Annotated in this window: 21 protein-coding genes; all 21 read left to right on the forward strand. The window is 38.7% G+C overall.

Annotation, left to right across the window (positions count from 1 at the left end):
* Positions 1-562 precede the first annotated feature (562 nt).
* The 21 genes from JJN12_RS01315 to rplK all read left to right on the forward strand — a co-directional run bounded on the left by JJN12_RS01315 (position 563) and on the right by rplK (position 16,889).
* Positions 563-871: an ORF6N domain-containing protein gene (locus tag JJN12_RS01315; protein ID WP_236013621.1), complete on the forward strand. Its 309-nt coding sequence runs from the start codon at positions 563-565 to the stop codon at positions 869-871.
* Entirely contained in the window at positions 858-1,949 is a 1,092-nt protein-coding gene (locus JJN12_RS01320) for an ankyrin repeat domain-containing protein (protein WP_208428001.1), read from the forward strand. The genes JJN12_RS01315 and JJN12_RS01320 overlap by 14 nt, the downstream gene beginning before the upstream one ends.
* Positions 1,950-2,067: 118 nt before the next feature.
* Positions 2,068-2,235, forward strand: a complete 168-nt coding sequence (locus JJN12_RS14065) for a winged helix-turn-helix transcriptional regulator (RefSeq protein WP_328706811.1) — start codon at positions 2,068-2,070, stop codon at positions 2,233-2,235.
* Between the two features lie 141 nt (positions 2,236-2,376).
* Positions 2,377-2,559, forward strand: coding sequence for a hypothetical protein (locus JJN12_RS01330; RefSeq protein ID WP_236013627.1), 183 nt, complete (start codon positions 2,377-2,379; stop codon positions 2,557-2,559).
* Between the two features lie 70 nt (positions 2,560-2,629).
* Positions 2,630-3,292, forward strand: a complete 663-nt coding sequence (locus tag JJN12_RS01335; RefSeq protein WP_208428002.1) for a response regulator transcription factor — start codon at positions 2,630-2,632, stop codon at positions 3,290-3,292.
* The gene (locus tag JJN12_RS01340) at positions 3,289-4,305 is read left to right on the forward strand and encodes a sensor histidine kinase (protein ID WP_208428003.1); all 1,017 of its coding nucleotides are present in this window, start codon (positions 3,289-3,291) and stop codon (positions 4,303-4,305) included. Before JJN12_RS01335 ends, JJN12_RS01340 begins: the two co-directional genes overlap by 4 nt.
* 139 nt (positions 4,306-4,444) lie before the next feature.
* Positions 4,445-5,203 (forward strand): ABC transporter ATP-binding protein, encoded by a 759-nt coding sequence (locus JJN12_RS01345; protein WP_208428004.1) that lies wholly within the window; start codon positions 4,445-4,447, stop codon positions 5,201-5,203.
* Positions 5,200-7,197 (forward strand): ABC transporter permease, encoded by a 1,998-nt coding sequence (locus JJN12_RS01350; RefSeq protein ID WP_208428005.1) that lies wholly within the window; start codon positions 5,200-5,202, stop codon positions 7,195-7,197. The genes JJN12_RS01345 and JJN12_RS01350 overlap by 4 nt, the downstream gene beginning before the upstream one ends.
* A gap of 19 nt (positions 7,198-7,216) precedes the next feature.
* Positions 7,217-7,351, forward strand: a complete 135-nt coding sequence (locus tag JJN12_RS14340; RefSeq protein ID WP_268905548.1) for a hypothetical protein — start codon at positions 7,217-7,219, stop codon at positions 7,349-7,351.
* Positions 7,352-8,266: 915 nt separating this feature from the next.
* Positions 8,267-8,509 (forward strand): hypothetical protein, encoded by a 243-nt coding sequence (locus JJN12_RS01355; protein ID WP_208428006.1) that lies wholly within the window; start codon positions 8,267-8,269, stop codon positions 8,507-8,509.
* Positions 8,496-8,861 carry a PIN domain-containing protein gene (locus JJN12_RS01360; protein WP_208430280.1) on the forward strand — a complete coding sequence of 122 codons (366 nt, stop codon included), beginning with the start codon at positions 8,496-8,498 and terminating at the stop codon, positions 8,859-8,861. Before JJN12_RS01355 ends, JJN12_RS01360 begins: the two co-directional genes overlap by 14 nt.
* 637 nt (positions 8,862-9,498) lie before the next feature.
* Positions 9,499-9,921: a DUF4304 domain-containing protein gene (locus JJN12_RS01365; protein WP_236013630.1), complete on the forward strand. Its 423-nt coding sequence runs from the start codon at positions 9,499-9,501 to the stop codon at positions 9,919-9,921.
* A gap of 135 nt (positions 9,922-10,056) precedes the next feature.
* Entirely contained in the window at positions 10,057-10,740 is a 684-nt protein-coding gene (locus JJN12_RS01370) for a zinc metallopeptidase (protein WP_208428007.1), read from the forward strand.
* Positions 10,741-10,875: 135 nt separating this feature from the next.
* Positions 10,876-12,648 (forward strand): Na/Pi cotransporter family protein, encoded by a 1,773-nt coding sequence (locus JJN12_RS01375; protein ID WP_208428008.1) that lies wholly within the window; start codon positions 10,876-10,878, stop codon positions 12,646-12,648.
* Positions 12,649-12,728: 80 nt separating this feature from the next.
* Complete coding sequence (locus JJN12_RS01380; protein ID WP_208428009.1) at positions 12,729-13,607, forward strand: methionyl aminopeptidase; 879 nt, start codon at positions 12,729-12,731, stop codon at positions 13,605-13,607.
* Between the two features lie 143 nt (positions 13,608-13,750).
* On the forward strand, positions 13,751-14,503 hold the full coding sequence (locus JJN12_RS01385; protein WP_208428010.1) for a leucine-rich repeat protein: 753 nt from the start codon (positions 13,751-13,753) through the stop codon (positions 14,501-14,503).
* A gap of 14 nt (positions 14,504-14,517) precedes the next feature.
* Positions 14,518-15,405: a DegV family protein gene (locus JJN12_RS01390; RefSeq protein WP_236013633.1), complete on the forward strand. Its 888-nt coding sequence runs from the start codon at positions 14,518-14,520 to the stop codon at positions 15,403-15,405.
* 108 nt (positions 15,406-15,513) lie between these two features.
* On the forward strand, positions 15,514-15,663 hold the full coding sequence (rpmG, locus tag JJN12_RS01395; protein WP_023356034.1) for a 50S ribosomal protein L33: 150 nt from the start codon (positions 15,514-15,516) through the stop codon (positions 15,661-15,663).
* Positions 15,664-15,689: 26 nt separating this feature from the next.
* A complete protein-coding gene (secE, locus tag JJN12_RS01400) occupies positions 15,690-15,899 on the forward strand; it encodes a preprotein translocase subunit SecE (protein WP_208428012.1) in 210 nt (69 codons plus the stop codon).
* A 20-nt stretch (positions 15,900-15,919) separates the two neighbouring features.
* Positions 15,920-16,450: a transcription termination/antitermination protein NusG gene (nusG, locus tag JJN12_RS01405; protein WP_208428013.1), complete on the forward strand. Its 531-nt coding sequence runs from the start codon at positions 15,920-15,922 to the stop codon at positions 16,448-16,450.
* 13 nt (positions 16,451-16,463) lie between these two features.
* Positions 16,464-16,889 carry a 50S ribosomal protein L11 gene (gene rplK, locus JJN12_RS01410; RefSeq protein WP_208428014.1) on the forward strand — a complete coding sequence of 142 codons (426 nt, stop codon included), beginning with the start codon at positions 16,464-16,466 and terminating at the stop codon, positions 16,887-16,889.
* The last annotated feature ends 71 nt before the right edge of the window (positions 16,890-16,960 follow it).

The raw sequence follows: 16,960 nt of genomic DNA on the forward strand, positions 1-16,960 counted from the left end.
ACGATTGACGAGTGCTTGCACGAAGTCAGAGTGGAAACAGTGAACCATGCGGTATTATCAGCTCCGGCTGTTTAATTGATGAATAATTGAAAACAAACGCATCAGCCACATAGGGGCAGGTAGTAGTGGCTGCCTTTAATTTGATATTCGAATTATTATTTTCATAAATCTATGGTGCCAGCTCCGAATGATAAATTCTAAGCGAGCGCGTTAGGCGTAGCAAAGCGGATGCCGGAGCAAGTCTGAAATGTTATCATTCGGAGCATCACTGAGGTCAGTTTGTCTAAACCATCAAACATTATAAAAACACATAACTTTAAGATAATAGAATCTTTTTGTAATGTGTTTTTTTGTACCTATTCAATGATAAAAATGTTATAATATGTATAATAACTTCATAGCATATAACTAATGGCAGAAAAAAATCATAATTAAAAGATTTACTTGAAGGCTGTAGGTGGAAATTCAAAATAAATGAACTGCACACATAAGGCGACATCAAAATAGGTAAGACCAACTTGCATTAGATTTCAAATGATTTAAGGGGAAAGTGGAGGTATTTATGGTAGGGGATAAAGCTCTTGTTATGGTTGATGATAGGAAAATACAGAGTATGATTTACACCTTTAGGGGTAGGCAGGTAATGATAGATAGAGATTTAGCATATCTTTATAATGTTGAAACTAAAGCATTAAATCAAGCAGTAAAAAGAAATATTAGTAGATTTCCTGAAAGCTTTAGGTTTCAAATAAGTGATGATGAGAAAGATGAACTGGTCACAAATTGTGACCTCAAGTTTAAGTGGTCATGGTGGCAGACGATATATGCCTTATGCTTAATCGCAATCGGAGGATTTTATGGAAACATATAAAATAGCACATTTTGGAACTTTCGATGCATCTGAACTGGACTCGGAAATTATAGCAATCTATAACAACGATTTAGAAGCATTGAAAAAACTGCTTGGTAAAAAAATCAACAAGATTATTAAAATAAAGGGAAAATATACCGAATCATTTACTCCGTTAGAAATGGCACTGTACTTAAACAAAAAGGATATAATCAAATACTTATATGAAAACAATGCTTCGTACAAAGGTAAATTCCACCCTAAGCCGATTGAAATTGCTCTAAGGTGTTGCGATGCCGAAACAGTTCTTATGTTTAAAAATGATTTGGAAAGTATGGACGAAGAGAAAAAAGCCGAACTATTGAAAACGATTTTTTGGGGAGATAATAAGGCAGAAAATATAGATGCTTTGGAGAGTCTTGGCATCACCATCTCTAAATACGGCGGGCTTATGTTAAGATATTCAGCTTTTAATAATGATATTGAAACGGTGAGGCTTTTTTTAGAAAAGGGAGCCGATGTAAATTATCACAAAGCGGACTCGGTTTTCTCCGATACAAGCACACCTATCATAAAAGCCGTGCTGTGCAATAATCTTGAAATTGTCCGTTTGCTTGCACAGCATGGAGCTGACATAAGCCTTGAAAATAAGCGAGGAGAAAGACCGTATTCCATCGCTGCTAAAAATGATAACAGAGAAATGATACAGCTTTTAGCAAAATACGAAACAAGAGATTTACACAGTATTGAAAGCAAGGATACTGTGCTAAAAAAGTATAAATTGCCGAATAGTTTGGTCGAATTTCTTAAAGGAGACAAACTAAAGATAGAAATTACAAATGACAAGTATTGCAAATTTATTCGTTTTTATCCTTATCAGTACACTGTAGAGATGAAATGGAAGAGAAAAAAAGTACTGTCATTGGTGGCAGAAGTTGATAATTACAGTGTTGTCGATATAGTTTGGCATCCTCATAAGCAAATGATTTGTGCTATTGACGAGGAACATGAGACTTTTACTCCCCTTGCCCCTTGGGAAGAGTTTTATATGAATATGGAAAAATATGTTGTGGCATACTTGAACGGAGAATATGAATAAAGAGAGTTTTTATCAATTCGGAATTTTTTCGAGTATGTGAAACTTTTTTGAATTTATCAGGACAAATGTCCATATAAATGTCCGGATAAATTCGGAACTTACCGAGGTAGAGCAAGTAATTTTTAACTTAATCCAGAATAATGATGGAATTTCGAAGGCTGAAATGGCTACAAGAATTGGAAAATCTGAAAAGACAGTTCAGAGGGTTATATCTTCACTGACAAAAAAACAAGCTATTGCAAGAGAAGGTTCTAATAAATCCGGTAAATGGATAGTAAATATATAGTAAATATATAATAAGCTTAATACTTTGAGTCAATATATAACATATATGAAATACTTAAGGAGCATTTTAAAATGAAGGCTGGAGAATTATGTGAAAAAGCCTGGAAGGAAGTAGTTTATTATATAAATTAAAGGAGGCTGTATGAAAGATTTTAATAAGTACAAATTATTAAGTGAAGGAAAGGCATTTGGAGATAGGGCTAAAATTGCCTTATTATTACTTGATAGCAGCACAGCTTATGAAGAGCTAAAAGATGAAGGAGCGCAAACCTCAGTTGCCGGGAGTTATGGCTGTATAGGTGGTGATCCGGCTTCAATACTTTAGCCAGTTCTTAAAAGTGAAATAGCAGATAAAGCAAGTATAAATATTGAGTACAAAAAAGGAAGTAAAAAGAGTGAAAATATTTATTATAGAAGATGAGATGACAATCAGGGAGGAACTAATCGAGCTTCTTCAAAAATATGGATATGAGTGTAGCAGCAGTGACGATTTTCGCCATATCTCAGAAGCTGCGCTTTCCTCAGGGGCAGACTTAATCCTCCTTGATATCAATCTGCCCTATCAGGACGGCTTTCAGGTATGCAGGGAAATAAGACAGAAATCAACGGTTCCCGTTATTGTTCTAACTAGCAGGAACAATGACTTTGACGAACTGATGAGTCTAAACACAGGAGCTGACGATTATATATCAAAGCCATATAATGCACAGGTTCTTCTGGCAAGAATACAAAAACTTCTGGAGAGAACATATGATGTGCAGGACAATGTTACAATTACCTACAAGGGACTGACCTTAAACGTACTTAAAGCTGAAATAAGCTACAAAGGGCAGAGTAAAGCACTTACCAAAAATGAAATGGGGATTTTACGGATGCTTATGATGAATAAGGGGAATATCATTCCACGTGATGCCATCATTGATGAGCTATGGCAGAGTGAGGAGTTTATTGACGAAAATACCCTGAATGTAAATATTGTGCGCTTGAGAAAAACACTTGCAGAGATAGGCCTGCCTGATTATCTGAAAACAAAGCGCGGACTGGGGTATTGCATATGAGGATGTCAGAATATCTAAAGGACCGTATTTTCTCTTTGATGTGTATGTTTGTATCTATGGTTCTGCTCTTTGCCCTTCTTTGGCTAATTGGAACAGCTACAGTCTTTGTCCTGTTTGCAGAAGTGGTTTTTGCTACAGCGTATGTGACATCACTTACCTATGATTTTATCCGCAAGCGTGGATACTATAAGCTGCTTTTGAAAATGTTAGAGCAGATGGAAGAAAAGACGCTTCTAGGAGAACTCCTCTCACATCCGGGATTTTTAGAGGGACAGCTTTTGATAGAGGTGTTGCGCCGCTGCAATAAATATCAAAATGACAGGATAGCCGCTGCCAGACAGGATACCAGAGAATATAGAGAGTACATTGAGTCCTGGGTACATGAGATTAAGACACCGATTACGTCCGTACGTCTTATGATTGAAAATGATAAGAATCCCACGACACTGCGCATCAATGATGAAATAGGTAAGATTGAAAACTACGTGGAACAGGCTTTGTATTACGCTCGTAGTACTGATGTGGAAAAAGACTTTAAGGTAGAGAAAACTTCCTTACAGGCAATAACTGTAGCAGCGCTGAAGTTATACTCCAAACCACTGATACAGGCGGGAGGAAAGCCGGTTATGGAAGGGCTTGATATTCCTGTTACAGCAGATATCAAGAGTTGTACTTTTATCATCGGGCAGCTGATTTCCAATGCAATTAAGTATCGAAAAGATGGACTGCAAATCACATTTACAGGTAGAGCTGAAAAAAACAGGGTGTTGCTTTTGGTCTCGGACAATGGAATTGGGATATCGGAAGCTGATCTACCTAGGATATTTGATAAGGGCTTTACAGGTGAAAATGGACGCCGCTATTCCAAGTCCACCGGCATTGGCTTATATCTTTGTAAAAAAATGTGTGAGAAAATGAATATCGGGCTTTCTGCTTCCAGTACGTCTGGGGGAGGGACTACCATAACGATGGATTTTCCTACTGAAAGCTACTTGAAAGAGGCGGGGGTGTAGATTCCTGCTTCTTTTATTATTATATCTTTAGATTACATTTTTGTAAGGTAAATGTAATCTAACTTAATGGCATAGTCAGATGTATTAAAGTAGAATAAAGGTACAAAAATAAAGGGCCTTTGAGAAAGGAGTAAGACAAATGGAAAATACAATATTACAGGTAGATGATATCCAAAAATTTTATGGCAACAAGGGAAATCTGACTAAGGCTATTGACCACATTTCATTATCCGTGGAAAAGGGAGAATTCCTTGGGATTATGGGAGCCTCAGGCTCAGGTAAAACTACATTGCTAAACTGTATCTCTACGATAGACACGGTCACAAGCGGACATATTTACATAGAGGGAAAGGATATTACAGAACTTCATGGAGCCTCGCTTTCGGATTTTCGAGGGAAAAAGCTGGGATTTATATTTCAGGATTTTAATCTTTTGGATACGCTGACTGCTTATGAAAACATTTCACTTGCGCTGTCTATAGCGGGTATGAAGCCAGGGGACATTAACGAGAGAGTATTACAGGTTGCAAAGGCACTGAATATTCAAGAAGTGTTAGAAAAGTATCCTTATCAGATGTCAGGAGGCCAGCAGCAGCGTGTAGCAGCGGCGAGGGCAATAGTGACAAATCCCGCTATAGTACTGGCAGATGAGCCGACAGGGGCACTGGATACGAACTCCTCAAGGATGTTGTTGACTATGTTAACAGAGCTTAACGAACAACTGGATGCGACCATTCTAATGGTAACTCATGACGCCTTTTCAGCGAGCTATTGTAAGCGCATACTTTTTATCAAGGACGGTAAGGTTTTTAATGAACTGCATCGTGGTGGGGATACCCGCAAAGAGTTTTTTGCAAAGATATTGGAAGTGGTGTCGGTACTGGGAGGTGAAAAATGATTTCACTAAAGCTGATTTTTCGAAATGTTCACAAGAACATGAGAGAATATTTTATTTATTTTTTAACGCTGATGTTCTCGGTAAGCCTGTTTTACGCCTTTAACTCTATATCGGCTCAGCCTGCACTTTCTAATCTTGGCACCACCAGAAAGGTATTATATGAACAGCTGGTTATACTGATATCGGCACTTTCGATTGTGATTGCTGTGGTGCTGGCGTTTTTAATTATTTATGCAAACCAATTCCTATTAAAACGGCGTAAAAAGGAATTAGGTATTTACATGTTGCTCGGGATGAAGAAGGGGCAGATTTCAAGACTGTTTGCAGGCGAAACTCTATGCATTGGAAGTATTGCACTGGCAGTGGGATTGGTTTTGGGATTTGCCATCTCACAGGGAGTTTCACTGGCAGCGCTAAGGCTCTTTGCGGTAGAATTGAACAAATTTCAGGTTGTATTTTCTGCAAAGGCACTTTTTATGACTGCCTTATGCTTTGCAATTATCTTCCTGATTGTACTGCTTTTTAATGTCTGGTCGGTTACAAATGTAGAGTTGATTGACCTGATAAGAGCAGACAGAAAAAATGAAATGATGAAGTCAGGAAAGCCGGTACTTACAGCCTGTTTGTTTATACTTTCCATAATAGATATTGGAGCTTCTGCCATTTTGTTTAATAAGAATGGGATATTGCCGACGAAGGGGAATTTCTCTTTTCAAATAGCGGTCACAAGTTTAACTGTGGGAACCTTCCTTTTGTTTTTCACCTTGTCCACAGTTTTGATAAGGCTCTCAAAAGCTAATAGGGTATTTTATCTGAGAGGCTTAAATACATTTCTTGTGCAGCAGATTGCAAGCAAAATCCGCACGAATTATCTGATTGTTACGATTGTCTGCGGACTTCTCACCGTTACCATTTGCACAGTGTCAATCGGTGCAAGTACAGCGCTTACAATGAACCAGTTAGCCAAGGAAGCGGCTCCTTATGACCTAAACGTGGTTTCAAATATTTCTGTAGACGGAGATGGGGACATTGCAGCATATCTTGTAAAAAAAGGAGCAGGACTGGATAAATACGCCGAGAAGATGGAGCAGATTAGCTCGTATGAGACTGACCTTACCTATGGAAAGTTTTTTGAAGGCCAGAGAGTTGAGCTTTGGCAAATTGATGAAGAGCTTCCCGAACAAAAGATTGATGCTTTTGCCTTATCGGATGTCAACAGAGCTCTTAAAATGCAGGGGAAGAAGCCGCTCATGTTAAATGAAAATCAATATCTGATAAACTGCAATTACAAAGGAACTTATGCTTATATAGACACCGCACTAAAGATGCATCCGGAGGTCACGATAAATGGACAGGTCTTACATAGGGCTTCTGATGAAGTGATGCAGAATACATTTATCATGACTAGTATTGGTAACAATGACAGGGGGACATTAATCGTTCCTGATAAGATTGCTAATGGCCTTAAGAAAGACATGAATGCACTTTTGGTACGGTATAAGACTAATGTAAACTCCAATGAAGTACTGAAAAAAATGATACCAATTGGACTGGATAAAACACACGGATATAGATATGCAGAAAAGAACATAATGTATGAAATGTATTACGGAACAAATGCGTTGATGAGCTTCTTATGCTGCTATCTTGGTATAATCTTCCTTTTAATCTGCGCAGCTCTACTTGCATTAAAACAGCTTACAGAGACGACCGACAATGTCAGCCGTTATGGGCTGTTGCAAAAGTTAGGAGCGGCAAAGGGAGATGTAAGTAGAGCCATTTTTGTACAAACAGCGGTATTTTTTGCCCTTCCTTTGATGGTTGCAGGCATCTACTCTGTTTTTCTTACGGAAAAGGCGATGGCTGTTGTAGAAAAATTTTTGAATATCCATATTTCAACCAATATAGGATTAACTGTGATTATGTTCCTTATTATTTACGGAGGATATTTCCTTGCAACCTATCTGTCAGCTAAACGTATGGTGACAGAGTAAAAGAAACGGAGGTATAAAGATGTTTGAAAATGTTAATATGAATGGTGTATTTCAGAGTATTGTTGATACCTGGCTGCCTGTAATCGGGGTAGTGGCTGCGGTGATTATAGTTATAACAGTTGTCAGTGTGATACGTAAAAAGAAAAAACACTGAGAACAATTTAAGACTAAGTGTAAAATGTAGTACTGATTCAAAAACCTGTACTGTAAAGGTAAATATATTTTTGTAAGCAAACCTCCCATCTTTTAGGTGGGAGGTATTTATGAATGTTGCGATACAAATTCTAATTTGTTGGGCTAATGGGTTTGTTTGACATGCTTAGTCACGCCTTCGCGGATAGAATACCAGCTAAGCAATTGCTAAAAATATAAGTGCATAATATTTCGATTAGCCAATAAAGTGACGCCTTCACTAATAAATGTCCAGACTCGCTCCGGTTTTTCTGAACGAAGCTGTTTTAGAATAGTTCTGTTGACGAAAAACCTAATGCGCTCGCTTAGGCATTATTAGTTCCGGCTGTTGAACTGAAATCTAAGTGAATAGTCCTATTTATATAAGAGCTGTAAACAATTGATGAAATATGCAGTATTATCAGCTCCGGCTGTTTGATTAATAAGTCGGTACAAACAAACACATTAGCCACATGGGGGCTGGTGGGTTAGCTGTCTTTCATTTGGTATTCTAGTTATTATTTGTATAAATTTAAGGTGCCAGCTCCGAATGATAAATTCTAAGCGAGCGCATTAGGCGTAGCGAAGCGGATGCCGAGCGAGTCTGAAATGTTATCATTCGGAGCGTCACTTAGTTTAGATTATAAAACTCGACAAATTAGAACTTTACCTTACAGAAAAACCATAGCGAGTCTGGAGACTTATCGATGAATACATAACTTTGTCAGCTGAGCAAAATATATTCATATATGGCTGATGTTTATATACGATATATAGACAACACTACTTGTCTATGTTATACTCAGCAGTATAATTTAAGAGAAATAAGCTAGGATGGTTTAATGAAAATTGAACTAGCCACTGGTGATTTTTATATTTTAAGATGGAGGTCTTGCTTATGCTTACCTTAAACGGGTACTATGATGGCAGTACAGTACAGACAGCAGAAAAGATACCTGCGAAGAAAAATCAGAAGGTTATCATTACTGTTTTAGATGAATTTATTGAAGAAGTACCAATGAAAAAAAGAAGTACAGAGTCTGCGAGAGGTTCATTAGCTCAATATGCTAATCCCAGCTTATGGGAAAAGGAAGAAAAGGCTTGGGAGAAAGATGTAGGTGAGCGATATGGTAATGCTTGATGCTAATGCCGTGTTAAGATACGTTCTAAATGATAATGAGAAAATGGCTTTAGAAGTGACAGAGGTTGTTAAAAAGGGTTACAGTATAGTTACGATTGAGATTATTGCTGAAGTCATTTATGTACTAAAAGGAGTGTATGGAGTTGATAAACAGCTAATTACAGATACAATTCTTGACTTCATTTCCGATATACAGGTAGTTGAGAAAGATGTTTTGAAACTTGGATTGGAAACATATGCTGAAAATAATTTAGATTTCGTAGATTGTATTTTATATGCATATAAAAGCCTAAAAAATTATGATGTTTTGACTTTTGATAAAAAGCTAAAAAGGCTTTTAGACAATGTATAAGGGTATGACGGGATATAAAACCTGATGTGCTGTTATGTAATCAAACCTTCCATCTTTTAGGTGGGAGGTTTTTGTTGGCATGAGTTACAAATTCTAATTTGTAGAGTTGTTATATAGACTAACCTAAGTGACGCTCCGAATGATAACATTTCAGACTCGCTCCGGCATCCGCTTCGCTCCGCCTAATGCGCTCGCTTAGAATTTATCATTCGTAGCTGGCACCGTAAATCTATACAAATAATAACTCGAATGCCAAATTAAAGACAGCCCCCCCACCTGCCCCTATGTGGCTGATGCATTTGTTTGTTATCATTCATCAATTAAACAGCCGGAACTAATAATGCCTAAGCGAGCGCATTAGGTTTTTCGTCAACGGAACTATTCTTAAGCAGCATCTTACAGAAAAACCGGAGCGAGTCTGGACATTTATTAGTGGAGGCGTAACTTAGTCAACAAACAAACACATTAGCCCTACAAATTAGAATTTTAATGCACGTGGAGACGGCAGTATTGATGACCAAGAAGGACTAATGGCCCCCTAAAATGCTTGAATTAAAATATAATTGCGGAATCCGCAAAAATTTTTCGATTTACTCTTGATAAAAAACTGAAATTAGCTTAAGGAGTATATGCAAACATGAAACCTAGAGAATTATGTGAAAAGGCTTGGCAGGAAATAGCAGGGAATTTCCCTGATTTTAAAATAATAAGCAAAGGGCAGAGATTAAAGAAAACATCTAAAAACAAGGATTTGACCTATGAAATCTATTTTCAAGCCAATAGAAATAACGATAAGTGCAGTGTGGAATTCATGCCACACATCGCCATATATTCAAAAGAAATGAAAAAAGCTAATATCAATAATGGTTTTGTATATGGTGGTGAGCTTGGAAGACTCTTAGGCAGAACTCCTTGTAAATGGTGGCAGTTAGCAGGGGCAAGCTATAAATACACAGTAGGAGAGATTAGTACGCTTATTAGAGATTATATTATACCCATATTTGATAAATTTGAAGATACAGAAAAAAATATTGAAGATATCTTAACGGTCTTGAAATAAAATGACACCATTGCGATTAAAGCTATAATCCGTTATAATGGTACAAAACTTTGAGTTGTCTTACTCTTGTCAAAGAAAAGTAGCAGACGATAGCTAATATAGGTTAAAATCAAAACCAGCAAAAGGAGAAATTTTATGTATTGGTTTTATACAGACATTCCACTATTCATAGGCATAATTCTGACTATGCTTGCCTCTTTTTACTTAAAGAGCACATATAGGAAATACAGTCAGGTTTCAAACAGTAGGGGGATGACAGGGGCAGATTGTGCTATGATGATTCTACGTAATGCGGGGATAAATGATGTAAGTGTTCAATATATTCCGGGAAGCCTTACAGACCACTATTCCCCTACGGAGAAGGTTCTTAGACTTTCAGAGACTGTCTATGGCTCGACCTCAGTAGCTGCCCTTGGCGTTGCAGCTCACGAATGTGGCCATGCTATTCAAGACAAAGAGGGATATGCACCCCTTAAACTTAGGTCAGTATCAGTACCTGTAGCAAATATAGGCTCTATGCTCTCCTGGCCACTCATTTTAATAGGTCTTGCAATGGGCTATATGGGGCTTGCACAGATAGGTGTTATACTGTTTACCTTTGTAGTTTTGTTCCAGCTCATCACCCTCCCTGTTGAGTTTGACGCATCAAGAAGGGCAATGATTGCTCTTGAAGAACAGAATATATTAGCGGGCAGTGAGTTAAGTGCTGCAGGAAAGGTCTTAAGAGCGGCCGCCCTGACTTACGTTGCAGCACTGCTTTCATCCATTTTACAGTTATTAAGGCTTATAATGCTTACCAGAGGCGGAAGAAGGAGATAATAGTTTGTGGATGAATAACGCAACGAAAAAAATATACACATCTTTGTAAAATTTTAAATACCCCTGTATTTATTCATGAAAATTTGTTATTCTAATATATGGTAAACATTTATATAGTTGCTAGAGGAGAAACAAATGACTATTTATTCCGTATTTTCGCTGTTAGGCGGGCTTGCGTTCTTCCTTTTTGGTATGAACGTGCTCTCGGGAAGCCTTGAAAAGGTGGCGGGAGGAAAGCTTGAGACAAGCCTTAGGAAGCTGACCTCAAACGTGTACATGAGTTTATTCTTAGGAGTTGCAATTACAGTTGCACTACAGTCATCATCAGCACTTACCGTTATGCTGGTCGGACTTGTAAACTCCGGAATCATAACACTTTCACAGACCATCTTCGTTATATTTGGTGCGAATGTCGGCAAGACTGCTACATCCTGGCTGCTTTCACTAAACAGCATACAGACGGATAACTTTTTCATATCATTATTAAAGCCTGCTAACTTCTCGCCGATAATGGCGTTTGTTGGCGCATTTATGATGATGGCTTGCAAGTCGCAGAAAAAGAAAAACTTGGGCACGGTTCTTATCGGCTTTGCCCTCCTTATGCATGGAATGGGCATGATGAGTGATTCCATGTCTCCTCTTGCGAAAATGCCGGAATTTACAAGTGTGCTTACAGCATTTAACAACCCTATCATAGGAGTGTTAATCGGTGCTGTGTTTACGGGTATCATCCAGTCATCAGCGGCCTCAGTCGGCGTGCTTCAGGCACTTTCACTTACAGGCTCCATTACTTTTGGTATGGCTATTCCTATTATCATGGGTGAAAATATCGGTACCTGTGTGACTTCACTTCTTTCATCCATCGGAGTAAAAAGAGATGCAAAAAGAGTTGCCATAGTCCATATAAGCTTTAATATAATCGGAACGGTAGTGTGTCTTGTGATATACTTCATGCTTAGATACTTTGTTCAACTTACGATTTTTGACAAGCCGATTAGCATAATTGCAATAGCTATCTTCCATACAAGTTTTAATATATTTACAACCTGTATACTCTTGCCGTTTAATAAGGTGCTCCTAAAAATTGCCTATGCTGTGGTTAAGGATGAGGGCGCAGAGAAGGAAGCAGAGAAAGAAGTGCTTTTCGATGAAAGACTTTTACTTTCTCCCGGACTTGCTATCTCACAGGCAAGAAGCAAGGTAAAGGAAATGAGCCGCCTTGCAAGTGCGAATATAAATAGAACACTTGAAAACTTTGAGAATTTTAGCAACAAGAAGAGCGAAGAAATCAAAAAGGCAGAGTCTACTCTTGATTATCTTGAAGACGAGATTGGTTCTTTCCTTATCAAGCTTTCTTCTAAGGAAGTCAATGATGTGGAAGGTAATACTATATTTGAAATGCTCCACTGCATCAATGACTTTGAGAGAATAGGCGACCATGCCATAAACCTTAATAAGATAGCGAAGGAACTTAAAGAAAAAGAACTGAACTTCTCAGACTATGCTCTTGATGACTTTAAGGTGCTTCATGGGGCACTTTCGGAAATCCTTGATATGACAGTGGAATGTTTTGCAAAGGATGATGAGAATAAGGCGGGCGAGATAGAACCTCTTGAACAGGTCATTGACGGAATTACCAGAGAAATGAAAGACAGACATATCAAGAGACTTCAGGCAGGCAAATGCAGCGCTGAACTTGGTATATATCTTACTGATATAATCTCTAACTGCGAGAGGGTTTCAGACCACTGCTCCAATATTGCGGTTTGTATTATTCAAAGTAAGACCTCTTCTTTTGAGACTCACGGCTACTTAAATGAGCTAAAGAGCAGCAAAAGTGAAGCATTTACAGCAAGATACGAGGCATACAACAATAAATACAGACTTTCTGATGAATTTATGTCTTAATGACTTGACTTTAATACTGAAAAGAGTATATTCTTAAAAGGTCGGTTAGAAATGGCTAATAATAGAACGAAGGTAGAGAAATGTTTTTTGATAAAATAGGCAGGAATGATGATTGCTGGTGTGGGAGTGGCAATAAATATAAGCACTGTCATCAGTCATTTGATGAAAAGTTGGCTGAATTGAAGGCTGCCGGACGCAAGATACCTACACATAAGATGATTAAAAATACGGCTCAGATAGAAGGAATCAGAGAGGCGGGCAAGGTAAACAATGCCATACTTGATGAGGTTGCATCAAAAATCAAAATGGGAATGAGTACTGAAGAAATCAATTCTATAGTTGTAGAAGCAACTGCAAGGCTAGGTGGAATAGCGGCTCCTCTTAACTATGAGGGCTTCCCAAAGAGTGTATGTACCTCTATAAATGACCAGGTTTGCCACGGTATCCCTTCCGCAGAGGACATATTGGAAGACGGAGACATAGTAAATGTAGATGTAACTACCATATATAAGGGTTATTACGCGGATGCTTCAAGGATGTTCCTTATAGGAGATGTCCTCCCTGAGGATAAAGAGCTGGTAAAGGTAGCAAGAGAGGCTATAGATGTAGGCCTGTCTGTGGTAAAGCCTTGGAACTGCCTGGGCGATGTGGGACAGGCAATCAATGACTTTGCTAAGAAGCATGGCTATTCTGTAGTGCGTGAGATAGGCGGCCACGGTGTAGGACTGGAGTTCCATGAAGACCCTTGGGTAAGCTATGTAAGCAAGAAGAATACAGGCTATGTGCTTGCACCGGGCATGGTATTTACCATAGAACCGATGATAAATGAGGGCAGGGCTGATATATTTATAGATGAGTCAAACGAATGGACTGTATATACTGAAGACGGCTCATACTCTGCGCAGTGGGAAGTAACAGTCGCCGTAACGGAAGATGGGTACGAAGTGTTGGCATCGTAGTTAATTGAATGGAGCTTGTTATGGACTTTATGATATAGCTGACAAATTATTAAGTTCTTTTGCAAGTGATGTTTGCAGCATACTATAAAATCAGGTTGATATATGATGCTAAACCTTAGCATATTAGATTTAAGAGGTAGATAATGAAGAATAAAATGATTAAAATGGCGGCCTTTGCCGCATTTTCAGTGATCGTATCCTTTACTGCCATACAGGGAGCAAAGGCAGAGACAATAAAAACTAATAACATAAAGGCTGTAATAGTAGCAGAAGCTACAGCAAGTGATGGTGCACTAGAGGCTGTGAGCCCTGAGGCTGTAAATGCTTCCTCGCCGGCCATAACCACAACCTCACCAGCGATTACGACAACTTCACCGGCGGTAACGACAACCCCTCCAGCAGTCACTACACCAGGAGGGATAAACGAGGGAGACGATGAGAATACTACAGGAGTAGAAGTAGATGATGAATTCTCTGTTGGAGGTGTATTTTACACAGTTACAGAGATAAAAAGCGGGAAAGTCTATGTAGGAGTCTCAGGAGTTGTAAATGACAGGGCAACAACAGTTTTCATACCTAAGAAGATAAAATACAAAGGTAATGAAATGACAGTTACTTCCATAGAGGAGGATGGATTTTCCTATATGGAAAGGCTTAGGAAGGTTGTTATATATGCAGACATTGTTAAGATAGGCAATGATGCCTTTAAGGGTGCGGTTAAGTTTGACAGGTTTGTAATAAGAACAACTAAGCTTAAAAAAGCAGGAAAGAATATATTTAAGAATACAAGCAAAAAGATGATTATAGAAGTACCTAAAAAATCACTTTCCTCCTATAAGAAGCTGTTTAAGAACAAGGGAATCAAGGTTAAGGAAATTAGGGCGCTTAAGAAGTGATGCCTGGTTAGGAGATGATAGTGAACGATTTTATATTAAGCTGCTGTTCGACTGCTGATTTATCTGCATCTCACTATGAGAAGAGAAATATTAAAACGATTCCTTTTCATTTTAGCCTTGATGGCATAGAGTATCTGGATGATGGAAGCATGCCTATAGATAAGTTTTATAGAGAAATGGCGGCAGGAAAGATGACATCTACCTCTCAGGTAAATGTTGAAGAATATGAGAATTATTTTGAGGAATTCCTAAAAGATGGCAAGGACATTTTGCACCTCACCCTATCTTCTGGCATCTCAGGTACTTATAATTCTGCGATGCTTGCAAAGGATGAGCTAAGTGAAAAATATCCGGATAGAAAGATATTTATAGTGGACAGCCTCGCAGCAAGTTCAGGCTATGGACTGCTTATGGACAAACTTGCAGACATAAGAGATGAGGGCAGGACTATTGAGGAAGTAAGGGACTTTGCCATAGAGAACAGGCTTAGGCTAAACCATTGGTTCTTCTCTACAGATCTCACCTACTATGTAAGAGGAGGAAGAATATCAAAGGCAGAAGGGTTTATTGGCAATATGCTAAGCATCTGTCCTCTGCTATATGTGAACAGAGAGGGTAAACTTAGGCCCTATGAGAAGGTAAGAACAAAAAAGAGAGTCTATCGCAGGATGGTTGAAATGATGGAAAAGCTTGCAGATGATGGGACAGACTACTCTGACAAGTGCTATCTGTCAATGTCTGCCTGCATTGATGATGCACAGCAGGTGGCACTTCTTATTGAAGACAAATTTAAGAAAATCAAGGATAAAATTCTCATTAACAACATAGGAACTACAATTGGCAGCCATACGGGACCCGGCACTGTTGCATTGTTTTTCTGGGGTAAAGAGAGGGGCGAGTAAAAAAATATTGACTACTCGCCTTTTCTGTGCTATATTGGTATAGCGAGATGAAAGAGGTCTTTTTTTTATGCCTAAAAACAAGGTAATTTTAAAGCGGAGGTGAAATTAATGCGAGTTAAAATCACACTGGCATGTACAGAGTGTAAACAGCGTAACTACAACACGATGAAGGAAAAGAAACTTCATCCTGAAAGAATGGAAACAAAGAAGTATTGCAGATTCTGCAAGAGACATACTTTACACAAAGAAACAAAGTAATTGTGTCAGGTTGAAAGGAATGTAGAATGGGAGACAAGGCGAATACGACAACTGAGAGCGCGGTTAAGGCCGGTTTTACTCAGGAGGTCAAGTCGGAGTTTAAGAAGATAATCTGGCCAAGCAAAGAGTCCCTTACAAAAGAGTCAGTTGCTGTAATAGTAACTACTATTGTACTTGGAGGCGTGGTAGCCCTTTTGGACTTAGGCATCCAGTATTTAATTAATAGTGTTCTTTAATATTAAAAAAAGGTGATTATATGGCAGAAACTAATTGGTACGTGGTACATACTTACTCAGGATATGAGAATGCAGTCAAGGACGACATTGAAGCAACTATCAAAAGCAGAGAATTACAGGACGAGATAAAAGAAGTTCTCGTGCCAACTGAAGAAGTTACCATCATTAGAAGTGGTAAGGACAGTAAGAAGGGCAAGCCTACACCAAGAAAGCTTTATCCCGGATATGTATTCATCAACATGGAAATGAATGATGAAACCTGGTATGTTATCAGGAATACAAGGGGTGTTACGGGCTTTGTTGGTCCGGGCTCTAAACCTGTTCCTCTTTCTGCTGAAGAAATGGATAAGATGTTAAATGGAATCCGTACTTCAGTTGAAGCAGATGTTGAGGTTGGAGACTGGGTTAGAATAGTTACAGGTTCATTCAAGGATCAGGAAGGCGAGGTTATCGAGGTTGATCTTGATGAGAGACTTGTGACCATAAACATTAACTCCATGGGAAGAGATATGCCGGTAGAGATTAGTTTCACAGATATCAAGAAGATTTAACGGAGGTTATGATATGGCTAAGAAGGTCGAAGGTTATATAAAATTACAGATCCCTGCAGCGAAGGCTACACCAGCCCCTCCTGTAGGACCTGCACTTGGACAGCATGGTGTTAATATTGTCCAGTTTACAAAGGAGTTCAATGCACGTACAGCTAAGGATGAGGGTATGATTATCCCTGTAGTTATTACTGTATATGCTGACAGAAGTTTTAGTTTTGTTACAAAGACTCCTCCAGCGCCGGTTCTTTTAAAGAAAGCGGCAAAGATTGAGACTGCTTCAGGTGTACCTAACAAGAATAAGGTAGCTAAGATTCCTTCTTCTGAGGTAAGAAAGATTGCAGAGCTTAAGATGCCTGACCTTAATGCATCAAGCATTGAGGCAGCTATGAGCATGATAGCCGGCACAGCTAGAAGTATGGGTATTGTTATAGAAGACTAATTATTAGTCGTGATTATTTGATTTTAGTGTGAGTGGGAGACTGCAAATGGCAGTCGAACAGTTAGATAACC

The organism is Catonella massiliensis (assembly GCF_016651435.1).
Lineage (GTDB): Bacteria > Bacillota > Clostridia > Lachnospirales > Lachnospiraceae > Catonella > Catonella massiliensis.

Coding starts and splice junctions, on each gene's coding strand:
- JJN12_RS01315 (WP_236013621.1), top strand. CDS start 563: ATGGTAGGGGATAAAGCTCTTGTTATGGTTGATGATAGGAAAATACAG.
- JJN12_RS01320 (WP_208428001.1), top strand. CDS start 858: ATGGAAACATATAAAATAGCACATTTTGGAACTTTCGATGCATCTGAA.
- JJN12_RS01330 (WP_236013627.1), top strand. CDS start 2,377: ATGAAAGATTTTAATAAGTACAAATTATTAAGTGAAGGAAAGGCATTT.
- JJN12_RS01340 (WP_208428003.1), top strand. CDS start 3,289: ATGAGGATGTCAGAATATCTAAAGGACCGTATTTTCTCTTTGATGTGT.
- JJN12_RS01345 (WP_208428004.1), top strand. CDS start 4,445: ATGGAAAATACAATATTACAGGTAGATGATATCCAAAAATTTTATGGC.
- JJN12_RS01350 (WP_208428005.1), top strand. CDS start 5,200: ATGATTTCACTAAAGCTGATTTTTCGAAATGTTCACAAGAACATGAGA.
- JJN12_RS14340 (WP_268905548.1), top strand. CDS start 7,217: ATGTTTGAAAATGTTAATATGAATGGTGTATTTCAGAGTATTGTTGAT.
- JJN12_RS01355 (WP_208428006.1), top strand. CDS start 8,267: ATGCTTACCTTAAACGGGTACTATGATGGCAGTACAGTACAGACAGCA.
- JJN12_RS01360 (WP_208430280.1), top strand. CDS start 8,496: ATGGTAATGCTTGATGCTAATGCCGTGTTAAGATACGTTCTAAATGAT.
- JJN12_RS01365 (WP_236013630.1), top strand. CDS start 9,499: ATGAAACCTAGAGAATTATGTGAAAAGGCTTGGCAGGAAATAGCAGGG.
- JJN12_RS01370 (WP_208428007.1), top strand. CDS start 10,057: ATGTATTGGTTTTATACAGACATTCCACTATTCATAGGCATAATTCTG.
- JJN12_RS01375 (WP_208428008.1), top strand. CDS start 10,876: ATGACTATTTATTCCGTATTTTCGCTGTTAGGCGGGCTTGCGTTCTTC.
- JJN12_RS01380 (WP_208428009.1), top strand. CDS start 12,729: ATGTTTTTTGATAAAATAGGCAGGAATGATGATTGCTGGTGTGGGAGT.
- JJN12_RS01385 (WP_208428010.1), top strand. CDS start 13,751: ATGAAGAATAAAATGATTAAAATGGCGGCCTTTGCCGCATTTTCAGTG.
- JJN12_RS01390 (WP_236013633.1), top strand. CDS start 14,518: ATGATAGTGAACGATTTTATATTAAGCTGCTGTTCGACTGCTGATTTA.
- rpmG (WP_023356034.1), top strand. CDS start 15,514: ATGCGAGTTAAAATCACACTGGCATGTACAGAGTGTAAACAGCGTAAC.
- secE (WP_208428012.1), top strand. CDS start 15,690: ATGGGAGACAAGGCGAATACGACAACTGAGAGCGCGGTTAAGGCCGGT.
- nusG (WP_208428013.1), top strand. CDS start 15,920: ATGGCAGAAACTAATTGGTACGTGGTACATACTTACTCAGGATATGAG.
- rplK (WP_208428014.1), top strand. CDS start 16,464: ATGGCTAAGAAGGTCGAAGGTTATATAAAATTACAGATCCCTGCAGCG.